The organism is Haloactinospora alba, assembly GCF_006717075.1.
GTDB lineage: Bacteria > Actinomycetota > Actinomycetes > Streptosporangiales > Streptosporangiaceae > Haloactinospora > Haloactinospora alba.
The window spans coordinates 1,605,097-1,620,371 of the sequence record NZ_VFQC01000001.1; the positions used below are offsets into that span (position 1 = coordinate 1,605,097).

Below are 15,275 nucleotides of genomic sequence, written 5' to 3' on the forward strand. Positions count from 1 at the left end.
GCGGACGAACAGCTCCCGATGCAGGGGAGGGACTCTGCCGAGCGGTCAGAGCCGGATCTTACGGGTGCGTTCACCGTCCGTCAACGATGCTCTTTCTCCCAACGGGAAGGAATTGACGCACTGTGTAGGGCTGTCTAGCCTGCTGTCCGGTTAAGGATCCAGTTGCCGGCCAGCAAGGGCGTGCCATGCGTACGATCGACTGGGTGGACGGCGGTATCGAACTCGTCGACCAGACCCGTCTACCGCACGAGTTCCTGCGGCTGCGCGTCACCGACCCGGACGCACTGGTCGACGCCGTCCAACGCCTGGCTGTCCGGGGAGCGCCGGCACTGGGAGTGGCGGGCGCGCTGGGTGTGGCCCTGCTGGCTACCTCCACCGACTCGTCGGAGGAGGTGCGCAGCGGTGCCAGGCGGTTGCGGGACGCTCGGCCGACCGCCGTGAACCTGTCCTGGGGAGTGGACCGGGCACTGCGTCAACTGGACCGGGGAGCACAGGCGGTTCTCACCGAGGCGCTGGCGGTGCGTGACGAGGACATCGCCGCTTCGGTGGCCATGGGCGAGAACGGCGCCGCGACGTTGCGCGAGCTTCTGCCCGGTCGGTCGATACGCGCGATGACCGTGTGTAACGCTGGTGGTCTGGCAGCCGTGGAGCGGGGCACCGCCCTGAGTGTGGTGCAGACGCTGCACGAGCAGGGGCGGCTGGGCCACACCCTGGTCACCGAAACCCGGCCGCTGTTGCAGGGAGCTCGGCTGACAGCGTGGGAACTGCGGCGCATGGGGGCCGAACACAGCGTGATCGTCGATTCGGCGGGCCCGTTCCTGCTGAACCGGGACTACGCCGACGCTGTCCTCGTGGGTGCTGACCGGATCGCGGCAAACGGCGACACCGCGAACAAGGTGGGGTCGTTCTCCCTCGCACTGGCAGCCCGGCAGGCCGGAGTCCCGTTCCTCGTCGTGGCACCGGAATCCAGCATAGATCCGGAAACCCCGGGAGGGGACGACATCGCCGTCGAGGAACGCGACGCTTCCGAGGTGGTCGCGTTCGACGGGATCGCTACCGCTCCCGAGGGGACGGGCGCGCTCAATCCGGCCTTCGACGTGACGCCGGCCGAACTGATCACCGCGATCGTCACCGAGAACCGGGTCGTCCGCCCGGGCCGCGGCACCCCTCCCGTTGGTACGGTTCCGGAGCGGCCGCAGGACCGGTGAGGCCTCGCCCGCCGCAGTGTGCCGTGCCGGGCGGCTCTGCCGACGCCTTCGTGACAGAGGCAGAGTGGCCGTGTCGCCCCTGGGCCGGCCACTGCTGCCTGGAACCCCATGCCGGATCCCTGGGGAGAGGCAGCCCCGGCAACGCTTCTACGCTGCCGGGTGTCCGGTTCGTACTCCTCCCGTGTCTTTTGGGGACGCAGATTGGAGAGCCCCCGTGACCGAGCATCCGCAGGACTCCACCCTTCCCTCGCTGTCCGGTCGGGTCGCCGTGGTGACCGGTGCCGGCGGTGGGCTGGGCGGTGGGATAGCACGTCGCCTGGCTGCCGCAGGTGCCGCTGTGCTGCTGCACTACCGAACCAGTGGCGAGAACGCCCGGCTCGTGGCGTCCGACATCGAACGTGCCGGTGGCAGGGCAGCAACGGCCCAGGCGGACCTGCTCGATCCTGAGTCCTGCGCTGCCGTGGCGCGCAGAGCCGTGGACACCTTCGGGCACCTGGACATCCTGGTGAACAACGCCGGAACACAGCCGGTCCAGTCGCTGGCCGAGATGACGTCCGACGACTGGCGTTCGGTCGTCGACACCAACACCACCGCCACGTTCACGGCGACGCAGGCCGCGGCTGAGGCCATGCGGGACCACGGCGGTTCCATCGTCCACATCGCCTCGATCGAGGGAGAACAGCCCCAGTGGGCGCACGCGCACTACTGTTCCGCGAAGGCCGCGGTCCGCATGCATGCCCGGGCGGCAGCGCTGGAGTTGGGCAGCCGGGGGATCCGGGTCAACTCCGTATCACCGGGCCTGATCCACCGGGACGGAATAGACGAGGAGTGGCCGCAGGGAGTCGCCCGGTGGGAGCAGGCCGCCCCCCTGGGCAGGCTCGGAAGGCCGGAGGACGTTGGCGACGCCTGCGTGTTCCTCGCCTCCGACATGGCCAGGTGGGTCACGGGGCAGGACATAACTGTGGACGGCGGTGTGTCCGTCCGGCCGACCTGGTGAGGAGACCCGGGCGGTGGTCCGACACCCTTCGCGGCGCGGCATTGACGCTGTGTCCCGTCGTGCCAGCAGAATAGCGGCATGACATTCACCGAGGCTGAAATCGACTACCTCAACAGTCAGCGCCTGGGCCGGCTCTCCACCGTCGCCCCGGACGGGTACCCGAACAACCGGCCGGTTCTGGTGCACCACAACCCCCAGACGGGCACCATAGACGTGACGGGGTTCGACCTGTCGCAGAGCGGTAAGTGGCGCAACGTCGGTGCCGACCCGCACGTGTCGTTCGTGGTGGACGACCTCGCGTCGGTCAAACCATGGAGGCCGCGCGGAGTGGAGGTGCGGGGGGATGCTGAGCGACTGACGGGCGAGGGGGTGTCGCCCTTCGGGGACGAGGTCATACGTATCCATCCTCGCCGGATCCTCAGCTGGGGGCTGGACCCGGACAGTCCCCGCGCCATGGAGCGGCGCGACGTTTCCGCCGTCGGATGACCCGCGCTCCGAGCCTCCTGCGCCGCGCGTGCCGGCGTGTTCGCCCACGGACCTGTCCGGCGGGAAGGGGCGGCCGAACACGCGTACACCGGCCCGGGAGGGGGACTTCCCGGGCCGGTGCTGTAGAGGGAGAGCGGGACCCGGGTGACGGGCGTTCGGGAGGCCGGACGCCCGTCACCCGGGCTAGACCCCGAGGATTTTCTCTATTCCGGCAAGACCGAAATCGATAGCGAATACGCCGGTGAGGATCCACATCAACCACCCGACGTCGCGGTACTGGCCGCTGGCGGTCTTGATGAGCGTGTAGGAGATGATGCCGGCGCCGATCCCCGTGGCGATGTTGAACGTGAACGGCATCAGCGCGATGGTCAGGAAAGCGGGGATCGCGATGGAGATGTCATCCCACTCGATCTCCTTGACCCCTGTCATCATCATCGCGCCGACCAGAACCAGCGCGCACGATGCGGCGTGACCGGGGACCATGCCGAATATCGGGGAAAAGAGGATCGCGAGCAGGAACAGCCCACCCGTGACAAGGCTGGCCATTCCGGTGCGGGCGCCCTCCGTGACACCCGCTGTCGACTCGACGAAGACGAGGGTGGCCGAGGAGCTGGTAACGCCACCAGCGATGGCGCCGGCACCGTCCATGCCAAGGATCTGGTTCGTGCGCGGCATGTTGCCCGACGCGTCCGTGAGGTCGGCTTTCTTCCCGATGGCGAGGATGGTGCCCAGCGCGTCGAAGAACCCCGCCAGAATCATGGTGAACAGGATGATCCCGGCGCTGGCTACGCCGGCCGAGGCCCACGCGCCGAACAGGTCCACCTGTCCCAGCAGGCTGAAGTCCGGGGCCGTGAACACCGCGCCGGGGAGTTCGGGAACGCTGTTCCCCCACGAGGCGGCTGGAACGTCGAAGGCGTAGTTCACGGCGATGGCTACGACCGTGGCGGTGACGATCCCGTAGAAGATAGCCCCCGGGACCTTGCGCGCCAGCAGAATGGCCGAGGTGAGCAGTCCGATGATGAACACGGTCACGGGCCAGCCGCTCAGGTGACCGTCGGCCCCGAGCTGCAGCAGGGAGTCCTCGCTGGAGGTGACGAACCCGGCGTTGTCCAGGCCGATGAGGGAGACGAACAGCCCGATCCCGACACCGATGGCCAGCTTCAGGTTGTGTGGCAGCGCGTTCATGATCGCTGTCCGGATACCCGTCACCACCATCAGGATGATGATGACTCCTTGCCAGATCACCAGGCCCATCGCTTCGGGCCAGGTCATCTGGGGTACGGCCTGGTAGGCGACAACGGCCATGACACCGAGGGCCGCGGCCAGAGCGATGGGCGCGCGGCCGACGATGCCCATGAATATGGTGACGATGCCCGCCGACAGGGCGGTCATGGTGGTGAGCTGGGCGACGCTGGGACTGTCACCGTTGATGTCGGTGGCCCCGCCCAGGATGAGCGGGTTCAGCACGATGATGTAGGCCATCGCCATGAACGTGGTGAGACCGCCGCGGATCTCTCGTCCGTAGGTCGAACCGCGGTCGGTGACGAAGAAGAACCGGTCGAGCCAGGATCGACCGGCAGGCTGGGCAGCTGACTGCTGGCCCGGGTCGTCGAGTCGAGTCATGTGTCCCCTCCTGGAGGGATGCGCGGTCCAGGCGCCTGCCGCCTGGACACCGCTGGTATGGGGATGGTTACAGTGCGTTCGTTTTCATGTGCGGGTGTTCACGGGTGTGGGTGCTGTCGGTAGCGCGCGTCCGTTCCCTCTTCACGCGTCGGGACGCTGGATGACATTACCGACAAAACGGGCTTGTGACGAAAATAGCTGGGTTATGCCTGCCCGCCTCGGCGCCGAGGGCGCCGGCGGCCCGAGACGGGCAGGCCGTACTGCTGCCGGCTCATGCGGCAGCAGAGCCTCACATGTCGATTCCGACGATGTCCTCCGGACGGACCGGTGCGTGTGTGAGCTCCTTACCGGTGGCGTCCCGTACGGCCGCCACGACCGCCGGAGTGGACGACAGGGTCCCCGGTTCCCCGGCACCCCGGAGCCCGTAGGGCGAGTGCGGGTCCGGATGCTCCAACACGTCGATCCGCATCGGAGGTGTGTCCAGGATCGTCGGGATCAGGTAGTCGGTGAATGACGGGTTGCGGATGACACTGTCCGAGACCTGGATCTGTTCCATCAGAGCCAGCCCCAGACCCTGGGTCGCCCCGCCCTGGATCTGGCCCGCCAGCTGCTGCGGATGCAGCACCTTGCCGACATCCTGCACGGCGTCCAAGGCCACCACCTTCACCAGGCCGAGCTCGACGTCCACGTCCACCACGGCGCGGTGCACGCACATGCCGAACTGGGTGTGCGAGTCCCCCTGCCCGTGGGTGGGGTCCAGCATCTGGGTGGGACGGTGGTGGAACTCCCGCGTCTCGTCGATGACCGTCGCCCCGTCCCCCAACAGGTCCGCCAGGGAAACGAGGACACCGTGGGTCTGGGAGACCACCTTGCCACCGTTGAGACTCAGCAGCGCGTCGGGGTGCTCCGCCGTGACGAACCCCTGCTCGCGCACCAGCTCGAAAACGCGCTCGCGCACCGCTTCGCAGGCCATCTTGACCGCACCGCCGGTCATGTAGGACTGCCGGGAGGCCGACGAGGAGCCCGCCGAACCGACCTGGGTGTCGGAAGGATGGATCGTGACCCGTTCCACCCCCAGCTCACTGCGGGCGATCTGCCCCTTGACCGTGACCAGGCCCTGACCCACCTCTGCCGCGGCGGTATGCACCATGACCACCGGTTCGCCCCCGATGGCCTCCATGCGTACCCGTGCTGTGGAGTAGTCGTCGAACCCTTCCGAATAGCACAGGTTCTTCAGACCCACCCCGTAGCCGACGCCGCGCACCACGCCCTCACCGTGGCTGGTGTTGGCGACCCCGCCCGGAAGGGTGCGCAGGTCCTGGGGATCGGGGAGTTCCTCCCGCGCGGTGGGAAGCGGCATCTCCTTGGCCTGGCGCAGCATGTCCGCCATGGGAAGCGGCATGTCGACCTCCTGGCCGGTGATGATCCTCGACCCCTGGGACATGGCGTTCTTGACGCGCAGGTCCACCGGGTGCATCCCCAGTTCGGCGGCGAGCTTGTCCATCTGGGACTCGTATCCGAAACACGCCTGGACAGCGCCGAAACCACGCATCGCGCCACACGGCGGGTTGGTGGTGTAGGCACCGTAGGCGTCCAGGGTGACGTTGGGGACCTCGTAGGGGCCCACACCCAGTGAGGACGCGACACCGACCACCGCCGGGGTGGCCGAGGCGTAGGCACCACCGTCGAGGATGATCTCCAACGCGGCGTACAGCAGTGTGCCGTCCGCACTGGCTCCGTGCTCGAAGCGCATCTTGGCGGGGTGGCGGTGCACGTGGCCGAAGAACGACTCCTCACGGTCGTACACGATCTTCACCGGTTTCCCGGTGCGCAGCGCCAGCATGCACGCGTGGATCTGCATGGAGAGGTCCTCGCGCGCGCCGAACGCGCCCCCCACGCCAGCCAGCGTCAACCGCACCTTGTCCTCGGGAATACCGAGAGCCGGGGCGATCTGGCTCTGGTCCACGTGCAGCCACTGGGTCGCTATGTAGAGGTCGACGCCACCGTCCTCCGCGGGGACCGCCATACCCGACTCCGGGCCGAGGAACGCCTGGTCCTGCATGCCGACCTCGTACTCGGTGGTGACCACAGCGTCGGCCTGGGAACGCAGCTCCTCGACCGAGGCGCCCTCGGTGAAAGCACCGGTTCGCACCGGCTGGTACCGGACCAGGTTCGGGAGCTGGTGCTGATTGTGCTCCTCGTGCACGGGAAGGTCGCCGTCCTCGTGCACCCGCGGGCAGTCCCCGTCGAATATGGCCCGCCGCGAGTCACTGACCGGCTCCAGAACCTCGTACTCGACCGAGATCCGCTCCATGGCACGACGCGCGGTCTCCGGGTGGTCGGCGGCGACGACCGCTACCGCCTCCCCCTGGTAGCGGACCTTGTCGAACGCCAGAACCGGCTGGTCCTGGTACTCCAGGCCGTAACGCTTGGCGCCGGGAACGTCCTCGTGCGTGAGAACCGCGTACACACCGGGCAGCGCCAGCGCCTCGCTCGTGTCGATGCTGGTGATCCTGGCGTGCGGATGCGGACTGCGCAGGGTCTTCCCCCACAGCATGTCCTCCATCCACATATCGGAAGAGTAGGCGAACTCACCAGTGACCTTCTGCGTACCGTCAGGACGGGTCGGGCTCTGGCCGACCCCGTCCCGCGTGACACTGGAGAGACCGGTTGGGGTGCGGGTGGTTGCACCGGGCATCAGCGGCTCACCTCCTGAAGAAGTTTGTTACGGGCGGCGCGGCCGGCACGGGCGGCCTCGCCGGAGGAAACGGTGCGGAGCTGGCCGTGCTCCACCACGGTCTCGCCACCAACGAACAGGTGTTCCACCCGGGGAGGAGGGCCGAACGTCAGCGCCACCAGCGGATCGTCGATCGCGTCGTGTCCGAAGCCGTCGACGCGCCACAGGGCGATGTCGGCCAACTTGCCAGCTTCGAGCGAGCCGAGCTCCTCCTGACGGCCAAGAACGCGAGCCCCCCCGAGTGTGGCCATGTGCAGGGCTTGGCGGGCGCTGAGAGCCTGTGGGCCGGAACGGGCGCGAGCCATCATGATCGCCTGGTGCATCTCGCCGGAGAGCGGGGTCAGCTCACTGGACGCGGGCCCGTCCACCCCCAGTCCGACGGGAGCTCCCGCTTCCAGCAGTTCCGGTACCCGGCAGATACCGGCACCGAGACGCGCGTTCGACGTCGGGCAGTGCGCTATCCCCGTCCCCGTGGCAGCGATCCGAGCGATCGCGGCGTCCGAGAGGTGCACCCCGTGCCCGAACCACACGTCCTCACCGAGCCAGCCCAGTTCCTCCGCGTATTCGACCGGGCTCTGTCCGAACTCCTTCTGGCACTTCTCCTCCTCGTCCGTGGTCTCGGCGAGGTGAGTGTGCAGCCGGACCCCCTTGTCCCGGGCCAGTTCCGCCGCCCCTGCCATGAGTTCACGGCTCACCGAGAACGGGGAACAGGGGGCGGCTGCCACCCGGACGGCGGAGTCGAACGAAGGGTCGTGGTAGGTGTCGATGGCAGCAGCGGTACCGGAGAGGGCCTCCTCGGTCCCCTCCACCACACCGTCCGGTGGGAGCCCCCCCGAGGACTGGCCGCGGTCCATCGACCCCCGGGCCAGATCCAGCCGGACGCCGGTCCTCCGGGCCGCCTCGACCTCGGCCGCTGCGATGTCGCCGCGTCCCCTCGGATAGATGTAGTGGTGGTCGGACACCGTGCTGCACCCGGACAGCGCCAACCAGCTCGTCCCCGCCGTGGTGGTACCGGAGACGACGTCCGCGTCCAGCCGGTTCCAGATCTCGTACGATCCCACCAACCACTCGAAGAGGGTGGCGTCGGCGAACAGCCCCTGGCTTGCCCACTGGTACAGGTGGTGGTGCGTGTTCACGAGGCCTGGCGTGGCGACACAACCACTCCCGTCCACCCGCCGCGCACCGGGGATGTCGGGGGCGGGCCCCGATCCGACCCGCGCGATCCGCCCGTCGGTGATGACGACGTGTCCCCGGGAGTGCTCAGCGCCGCTGACGGTGGCGATGTAGGCGTCCTCGATGATGGCCGTGCTCACGCGGCGCCTCCGCCTGACTTCTCGGCCTCGCGTTCGGCGGCGAGCCGGACGGCGTCGATGATCTTCTCGTATCCGGTGCAGCGGCACAGGTTTCCGGCCAGTGCCTCCCGGATCTCCGTATCAGCGGGAGCCTCCTGACCGGTACGTACGGTGCGGGACAGCAGGTCGTCCGTCTGCACCAGGAGCCCGGGAGTGCAGAACCCGCACTGTACGGCACCCGCCTCCACGAACGCCTCCTGGACGGAGCCGAGCTGTTTGTCGGTTCCTTCGCCGGACTCCTCCACCAGGCCTTCCACGGTCTGCACCGTCCTGCCCTCGCACTGGCCGGCAGCGATCATGCAGGAACAGGCGGTACTCCCGTCCAGATAAACCGTGCAGGAACCGCACTCTCCCTGTTCGCAGGCGTTCTTGCTGCCGGGAAGGCCCAGCCGTTCCCGCAGCACGTACAGCAGGCTCTCCCCGGCCCACACATTGTCGGCAGTAACTTCCTCGCCGTTGACCTCGAATGTCACACGCACTGCGGTTCTCCTTTCCGGTACTCGCTGACGGACCATCCCAACGCCCGGCGTGCGATCACCGACAGGGCGTGCTTGCGGTAGTCGGCGGTGCCACGGACGTCGTCGATGGGACGGGCGGCTGAGGCGACGAGCTCACCGAAACGGCGAATGGCCTCCTCGGACAGTGCTCCGCTGTCCCAATCGAACTCGGCGGCCAGGAACTGCTCCGCCTCGGTGGCGCGCAGCGGTGTGGGGCCGGCCGAGCCGATCCCGGTCCCGACCTCGCGGGTGGCGGTGTTGAACGCGAGCGAGAAAGCGGTGACGGCGATGACCATCGCGTTACGCGGCCCGATCTTGCAGAACTGCTGTGGGCCGGACGGCTGCGGAAGCAGAACCGCCGCTATCAACTCGTCCTGCTGACGGGCCGTACGGCGCGGTCCCAGATAGAACTCCCGTGCGGGAACATGCCGAGTCCCGCGTACGGAGGCCAGCTCGATCGTCGCGTCGGTCGCGAGCAACGGCGGGTGGGAGTCACCAGCGGGGGAGGCCCCGCCCAGGTTGCCACCGACCGAACCACGGTTGCGGATTTGCGGAGAGGCGACCGAACGGGAAGCCTGCGCCAACGCGGGGGCGTGACGGCCGAGCTTCTCGATGATGGTGGTGTAGCTGACCCCAGCCCCCAAACGCAGCTGCGAGCCGTCCGGCTCCCACTCGAACAGCTCCGTTACCCGGGTGAGGTCCAACAGCGCGGGCGGGCGGTGCTGGTCGAAGTTCAGCTCCACCATGACATCGGTGCCGCCGGTGATCGGCACCGCGTCCGGGTGCGCGCTCTTGGCGGCGAGCGCCTCCTCCCATGTGGAAGGGCTCAGGAATTCCATTCTTGTCCTCGTTGGTCGCCTACGGAAAACTCCGTTGAAAGGTGTTAATTCAACGTTTGGCGTCCTGTGAAGTACACCACCGAACGTCTCTGCTGCTCTAGGCCGCGATGACATGAACTGACCTGGTACGCGGCACCACACCTTCGTGTTTTCCTACAACCCACCTGTGGACTAGCGTAGCCGCCATGCCAGCGCCTCCGGGGGGCCAGCTCTGCCGGTAATCGTGAGGAGAAGACATGCAGATCAGTGAACTGGTGGCAGTACCGCGTTTGCATCTGCGTTTCCTGTGCGGGGCAGAGCACGCTCACCGTAGTGTCAGCTGGGCCTACACCACCGACCTGCTGGAGCCCAAGCGTTACCTCAGCGGCGGTGAGCTGGTGCTGACCGGCATGATGTGGCGTCGTTGCCCCGAGGACTCGGCGACGTTCACCGACTCCCTCGTCGAGGCCGGGGCGGTTTGTCTGGCGGTCGGAACGGCACTGGGCGACGTCCCGCCCGACCTGATCGAAGCGTGCCGTCAACGTGACCTGCCCCTGATCGAGGTTCCCAGCCAGACCTCCTTCGGTGCTGTGACGGAGGAGGTGCTGCGGCTGCTCTCCCGCTACCGTTTCACCACCATCGCCGAGACCCGGGACCGGCACCGCCGCCTCATGGCCGAGGTCGCCGCGGGGGGAGACTTTCCCGACGTCTTCGCCGGCATCGGAGAGGACGCCGGGCTTGACGCCTGGGTCGTTTCCAGCGCCGGCCGTCTCGTCGCCTCGGCGGGACCGGAACTGCCCGGACAAACCCGACGGTTGCTGGCCGCCCGGATGCTGGGATGGTCGAGTTTCCCCCGTACTACCCAGCTTCCGAGCGCGGAGAACCTTCCCTCGGAGGTGACGGGTATGCCGGTCCAGACCCGCGACTCCCATCCGCTCGCCGGTTGGTTCCTCGTATGCGCCGGGGACCACGCCTCGTGGAGCGATGACACCCACGAAGCGGTGGCGGAGCTGGCCTCGGTTGCTGTGCTGGCACGGAGCCGGACCGAGGAGCGCGCGGTGAGCGACGCGCGGCACGTGGAAGAGCTCCCGCGGCTGCTGTCCGCCCAGCGTTTCGACGAGGTCGCCGCGCTGCTGCACGTCTCCGAGCGGGAGGAGAGCGTTGCCGGCTCCGCCCACGGACACGTTGCGGTGAGCGCCACGTTGCTGCCCGAACCCCGTCTCCCGGATCTGGCCCGCCGGGTTCTGGGAGAGCTGGCCGCCGCACGCCCGGATGCCGTGGTGACGGGGGCGAACGACGCGTTGGCCATCGTCACCGTGCCCACCGCCAACGACGTCGGCGCGCAGGCGGCCGAGGAGCTGCGGCAGGAACTCACCCAGGGAGCGCGGGTCCTGGAGTCCGGACTCATGGACTACCAGCTCGCCCTCGGTATCAGCTCGACCGCCCGGGGCGTGGTCGACCTCCAGGGAGCGGCGGTGGAGGCACGCCACGCGCGCCGGCTGGCTGAGCTACGCGGTGGGCGTTCCTGTGTCATAGCCGGTGCCGAGATCGACTCGCACGAGCTTCTTCTGGCCTCTGTGCCCCACGAGGTGCAGTCCTCCTACCGTGAACGTCTTCTCGGGCCGCTGCTCGCCTACGACCGTGACCACCGTTCCGACCTGGTGGCCACGCTGGAACAGTTCCTTCGCCACTCCGGCTCCTGGCAGCGTTGTGCCTCGGCCATGCACGTCCACGTCAACACGCTCCGTTACCGGATCGGGCGTGTCGAGCAGCTCACGGGAAGGGACCTCAGCAGCCTGGAGAACCGTGTGGATCTGTTCCTCGCGCTGAAGCTCCGCGGCTGAACCCCCGGGCTGTTCTCCCCGGCCCCCAGTGCGCGGCTGCGCTCGGAGGTGTCCGGTACGGCACCTTTTCCGGAGGGCAGGAACGCGGTGCGTCCCCGCTGGCGCACAACCGGCTGCGGTTGGTGTGCGGAGTCACGCCTTCTGTGCGACTTCTTTAATCTACATCGTAAAGGACGTGGGTGTAAGGGAATTCGGATCCCATCCCCGGCAACACCAGAAGAACGGGATCCGGCAGTGACGACTCACTGTTTCGTGGCGTGCTCCGGCCGCAGGTAAAGAACGATCCGCTGCTCACCCGGCGCGGCCCACGGATAGGTGTCCTCGTCGATGTACTTCTTCGCGAGTTTGTCGATGAAAGCGTTGTCGGGGTCGTCCTCGACGTGTTCCACCCGGCCGCGCAGCTCGAGGTAACGGTACGGCTGGTCCGGGTCCTGCATGGACATGGCAATGCGGGAGTCGCGCTGGATGTTGCGGTACTTCTGCCGGGTGGTGGTCTGGCTGAACTTCAGATACTCGCCGTCCCAGTCGACCCAGACGGGGTTCGCCTGGGGCTCGCCCCTGGGGCCGATCGTGGCGACGTGGGCGAAAGCGCGTTTGCCGAGGATGTCTGAGCGGTCTTCCGGAATTATCGACACGGTTCTCCTCACAACGTCGAATTCTGACAACCGTCGTTCCCGCCCCGTACGGGCCGGGGAACCGGCTTTTCATCGCGTTTAACCCGAGCGGGACCCGAAAGCTGCAGCCGGAACCCCATCCCGCAGCGGCCACACGAAAGGAGCACACCGGAGCCGTGCCCAACCGCGTCGGTGTGGTTGCGGGCACCGTTGCGCAGCATCCGGGGCTCCTCCGACACGTTGCCTCCTGGCCGGTGACCGTAAGGACCCCGCCCGGTTCCCTGTCGTGTATCTACCGGGGACGGGAGGCGGCCGCACGGAAACGCGCCGAGGGACCCGGTTTCCCGGAACCTTTCCACGTTGCGTGGTCCACTGGAGGGACGTTTCACAGCACGGTCGGCGGGTAGCCGTGTCCCGGCAGCGCAGCGGTCAACTCGGGCGTTGCTCCGGTTGGCTCTCCCGTGGGGACACAACGGTCCCGCCCGCGCTGCGAGACCCCAACGGCGGCGTTGCGGACCCGCAGGCATCCCCGGGGTTGTGGAGAGAGGAGACCTGACCATGACGCACGGTTTCGGCGAGCAGGGCGGTTCCGATCCTCGCTCGTTCGAGGAGTTCCTGGCGCGGTTCTTCGGCTCCAGCGGGCACCGTCGCCCGCCCCAACGCGTCGACCTCGCCCGGTTGATGGACAGCGCGGCCCGTGAGGTGGTGGCCGAAGCGATCAATCGCGCTTCGGAGTCCGACCGCACCGACCTGGACGCGTTCCACCTGCTGTGGGCGCTGATGCGTTACGAACCCGCGCGCGAACTGGTCACCCGCACTGGTGCCGAACCGGACAAACTGGCGGAAGCGGCCTCGGCGGAGGCGCAGCGCGCTCCCGCCGCGAGCGGTGTCGACACCCCGGTGCTCACCCCGGCAGCCAAGCGCACCCTGCTGGACGCCCACCAGATAGCCCGGGCTCTGGGGCAAACCTACATAACTCCCGAACACCTCCTGTTCGCTCTCGCCGTCAACAGTGAGTCACCGTCGGGCAGGATGCTGGGCGAGTCGGGAGTGACCCCCGACTCGCTGCGGGCGGCGGCGGGATCCACCCAGAGCGGGAGCGAGACCACCACGGAGAAGAGTTCCACCCCCACTCTTGACGAGTACGGTACTGACATAACCGCTCTGGCCGCCGGCGGCCGCCTGGATCCCGTCGTGGGCCGGGACGAGGAGGTCGAGCAGACGGTCGAGGTGCTCGCCCGGCGGAGGAAGAACAACCCCGTGCTCATCGGTGACCCCGGAGTCGGGAAAACGGCGATCGTCGAGGGGATAGCGCAACGTATCGCCGACGATGACGTGCCCGAGACGCTGAGCGGGCGCCGGCTGGTGCAACTCGACATATCCGGGGTGGTGGCGGGGACGCGCTACCGGGGCGACTTCGAGGAACGGTTGAAAAGCCTCATCGACGAGATCCGCGGCCACGCCGAACAGCTGCTGATCTTCATCGACGAGATGCACACGGTGGTCGGAGCGGGGAGCGCTGAGGGCGCCGTCAGCGCCGCGAACATGTTCAAACCGGCACTGGCCCGGGGCGAACTGCACATCATCGGCGCGACGACCGTGGACGAGTACCGCAAGAACGTCGAAAAGGACGCGGCGTTGGAACGCCGTTTCCAACCGGTACTGATCTCCGAACCCACGGTCGAGGACACTGTGGAGATCCTGCGCGGACTCAGCGACCGTTACGAGGCCCACCACCAGGTCCGGTTCAGCGACGAGAGCCTGGTCGCGGCCGCGGAACTCGCCGACCGTTACATCTCCGAGCGGTTCCTACCGGACAAGGCGATCGATCTGGTCGACCAGGCGGGAGCCCGTGTCCGGCTCCGTACGAAAACCCCCAGCATCGACGTGCGCCAGTTGGAGCAACGGTTGCGGGAGCTGGAGACCCGCAAGGAACAAGCGGTGCAGAACGAGGACTACGAGCAGGCCTCAACAGTACGGGACGAGATCAACCAGACCCGGGACTCCATCACCCAGGCGCGGTCCCAGGGATCCGCCCAGGTTCCCGAGGTCAGTGTGGAGGACGTGGCCCACGTGGTCTCGCGTATCACCTCGATCCCCGTCTCCCAGCTCACCCAGGAGGAACGGACCCGGCTCGTGGGGTTGGAGGACCGGCTGCACGAGCGTGTTATCGGTCAGGACGAAGCAGTGCGGGCAGTCGCCGAAGCGATCCGCCGTTCCCGGTCCGGACTCGCCTCGCCCGACCGCCCCATCGGCAGTTTCCTGTTCCTCGGGCCAACCGGGGTGGGAAAGACCGAGTTGGCGCGTGCGCTCGCCGAGACACTGTTCGGCTCCCAGGAGCGAATGGTGCGGTTCGACATGAGCGAGTTCCAGGAACGCCACACCACCGGCCGGCTCGTCGGCGCACCCCCCGGCTACGTCGGGTACGAGGAGGCGGGACAGCTCACTGAGGCAGTGCGGCGGCAACCGTACGCGGTCCTGTTGCTCGACGAGATCGAGAAGGCGCACCCGGACGTTTTCAACCTGTTGCTGCAGCTCCTCGACGACGGACGCCTCACCGACGGGCAGGGCCGCACGGTGGACTTCCGCAACGTGGTGGTCATCATGACCAGCAACCTGGGGTCGGAACTCATCACCAGCGGCCCCATCGGTTTCAGCACCCGCGAGGAGGGGGACGGAGCCACCCGGGACCGGGCCATGAGCCGGTTGCGCGAGGAGTTCCGCCCCGAGTTTCTCAACCGCGTGGACGAGATCGTCGTGTTCTCCAAGCTCGGTGAGGCGGAGCTCGGCCAGATCACCCGTCTGTTGTTGGACGACACCGAGAGGCGCCTCCACGCGCAGGGCATAACGGTGAGTTTCACCGACGGCGCGGTGCGGTGGCTGGCCGAGACCGGTCACCAGCCCGAGTTCGGTGCACGGCCGCTCGCCCGGACGATCGAACGGCACGTGGCCACCCCGTTGTCCTCGAAGCTGCTGAACGGGGAGATCGAAGCGGGGGACCACATCGTGACCCAGGCCGGGGAACACGGCCTCACGTTCTCCGTCGAACACCGCACGACGGAAGAGCAGTCCGAGTGAACGGTCCCGGCGCTCCACCCG

11 protein-coding genes are annotated in these 15,275 nt (G+C 67.8%); 5 read left to right on the plus strand and 6 right to left on the minus strand.

What is annotated here, in order from left to right; translation table 11 throughout:
* Positions 1-185: 185 nt before the first annotated feature.
* The 3 genes from mtnA to FHX37_RS07255 all read left to right on the plus strand — a co-directional run bounded on the left by mtnA (position 186) and on the right by FHX37_RS07255 (position 2,691).
* Positions 186-1,208, plus strand: a complete 1,023-nt coding sequence (gene mtnA / locus FHX37_RS07245) for an S-methyl-5-thioribose-1-phosphate isomerase (protein ID WP_141922986.1) — start codon at positions 186-188, stop codon at positions 1,206-1,208.
* A gap of 214 nt (positions 1,209-1,422) precedes the next feature.
* Positions 1,423-2,205 carry an SDR family NAD(P)-dependent oxidoreductase gene (locus FHX37_RS07250; protein ID WP_211351761.1) on the plus strand — a complete coding sequence of 261 codons (783 nt, stop codon included), beginning with the start codon at positions 1,423-1,425 and terminating at the stop codon, positions 2,203-2,205.
* Positions 2,206-2,283: 78 nt separating this feature from the next.
* A complete protein-coding gene (locus FHX37_RS07255) occupies positions 2,284-2,691 on the plus strand; it encodes a PPOX class F420-dependent oxidoreductase (RefSeq protein ID WP_141922988.1) in 408 nt (135 codons plus the stop codon).
* A gap of 183 nt (positions 2,692-2,874) precedes the next feature.
* Here FHX37_RS07255 and FHX37_RS07260 read toward each other — a convergent pair whose 3' ends face one another.
* From FHX37_RS07260 to FHX37_RS07280, 5 genes are all read right to left on the minus strand, one after another.
* Complete coding sequence (locus FHX37_RS07260) at positions 2,875-4,314, minus strand: NCS2 family permease (RefSeq protein WP_141922990.1); 1,440 nt, start codon at positions 4,312-4,314, stop codon at positions 2,875-2,877.
* 289 nt (positions 4,315-4,603) lie between these two features.
* A complete protein-coding gene (gene pucD, locus FHX37_RS07265; RefSeq protein ID WP_141922992.1) occupies positions 4,604-7,012 on the minus strand; it encodes a xanthine dehydrogenase subunit D in 2,409 nt (802 codons plus the stop codon).
* The gene (locus tag FHX37_RS07270) at positions 7,012-8,364 is read right to left on the minus strand and encodes an 8-oxoguanine deaminase (RefSeq protein ID WP_141922994.1); all 1,353 of its coding nucleotides are present in this window, start codon (positions 8,362-8,364) and stop codon (positions 7,012-7,014) included. Before FHX37_RS07270 ends, pucD begins: the two co-directional genes overlap by 1 nt.
* On the minus strand, positions 8,361-8,882 hold the full coding sequence (locus FHX37_RS07275) for a (2Fe-2S)-binding protein (protein WP_141922996.1): 522 nt from the start codon (positions 8,880-8,882) through the stop codon (positions 8,361-8,363). The genes FHX37_RS07270 and FHX37_RS07275 overlap by 4 nt, the downstream gene beginning before the upstream one ends.
* Positions 8,873-9,739: an FAD binding domain-containing protein gene (locus tag FHX37_RS07280; protein ID WP_141922998.1), complete on the minus strand. Its 867-nt coding sequence runs from the start codon at positions 9,737-9,739 to the stop codon at positions 8,873-8,875. The genes FHX37_RS07275 and FHX37_RS07280 overlap by 10 nt, the downstream gene beginning before the upstream one ends.
* A gap of 236 nt (positions 9,740-9,975) precedes the next feature.
* Between FHX37_RS07280 and FHX37_RS07285 the strand changes: the two genes are divergently transcribed.
* Complete coding sequence (locus FHX37_RS07285; protein WP_141923000.1) at positions 9,976-11,562, plus strand: PucR family transcriptional regulator; 1,587 nt, start codon at positions 9,976-9,978, stop codon at positions 11,560-11,562.
* A 242-nt stretch (positions 11,563-11,804) separates the two neighbouring features.
* On the opposite strand, the gene FHX37_RS07290 is transcribed toward FHX37_RS07285, so the two are convergent.
* On the minus strand, positions 11,805-12,197 hold the full coding sequence (locus FHX37_RS07290; RefSeq protein WP_141923002.1) for a PPOX class F420-dependent oxidoreductase: 393 nt from the start codon (positions 12,195-12,197) through the stop codon (positions 11,805-11,807).
* 537 nt (positions 12,198-12,734) lie between these two features.
* Between FHX37_RS07290 and FHX37_RS07295 the strand changes: the two genes are divergently transcribed.
* A complete protein-coding gene (locus tag FHX37_RS07295) occupies positions 12,735-15,254 on the plus strand; it encodes an ATP-dependent Clp protease ATP-binding subunit (RefSeq protein ID WP_141923004.1) in 2,520 nt (839 codons plus the stop codon).
* Positions 15,255-15,275: the final 21 nt, after the last annotated feature.

Coding starts and splice junctions, on each gene's coding strand:
- FHX37_RS07285 (WP_141923000.1), top strand. CDS start 9,976: ATGCAGATCAGTGAACTGGTGGCAGTACCGCGTTTGCATCTGCGTTTC.
- pucD (WP_141922992.1), bottom strand. CDS start 7,012: ATGCCCGGTGCAACCACCCGCACCCCAACCGGTCTCTCCAGTGTCACG.
- FHX37_RS07260 (WP_141922990.1), bottom strand. CDS start 4,314: ATGACTCGACTCGACGACCCGGGCCAGCAGTCAGCTGCCCAGCCTGCC.
- FHX37_RS07295 (WP_141923004.1), top strand. CDS start 12,735: ATGACGCACGGTTTCGGCGAGCAGGGCGGTTCCGATCCTCGCTCGTTC.
- FHX37_RS07255 (WP_141922988.1), top strand. CDS start 2,284: ATGACATTCACCGAGGCTGAAATCGACTACCTCAACAGTCAGCGCCTG.
- FHX37_RS07280 (WP_141922998.1), bottom strand. CDS start 9,739: ATGGAATTCCTGAGCCCTTCCACATGGGAGGAGGCGCTCGCCGCCAAG.
- mtnA (WP_141922986.1), top strand. CDS start 186: ATGCGTACGATCGACTGGGTGGACGGCGGTATCGAACTCGTCGACCAG.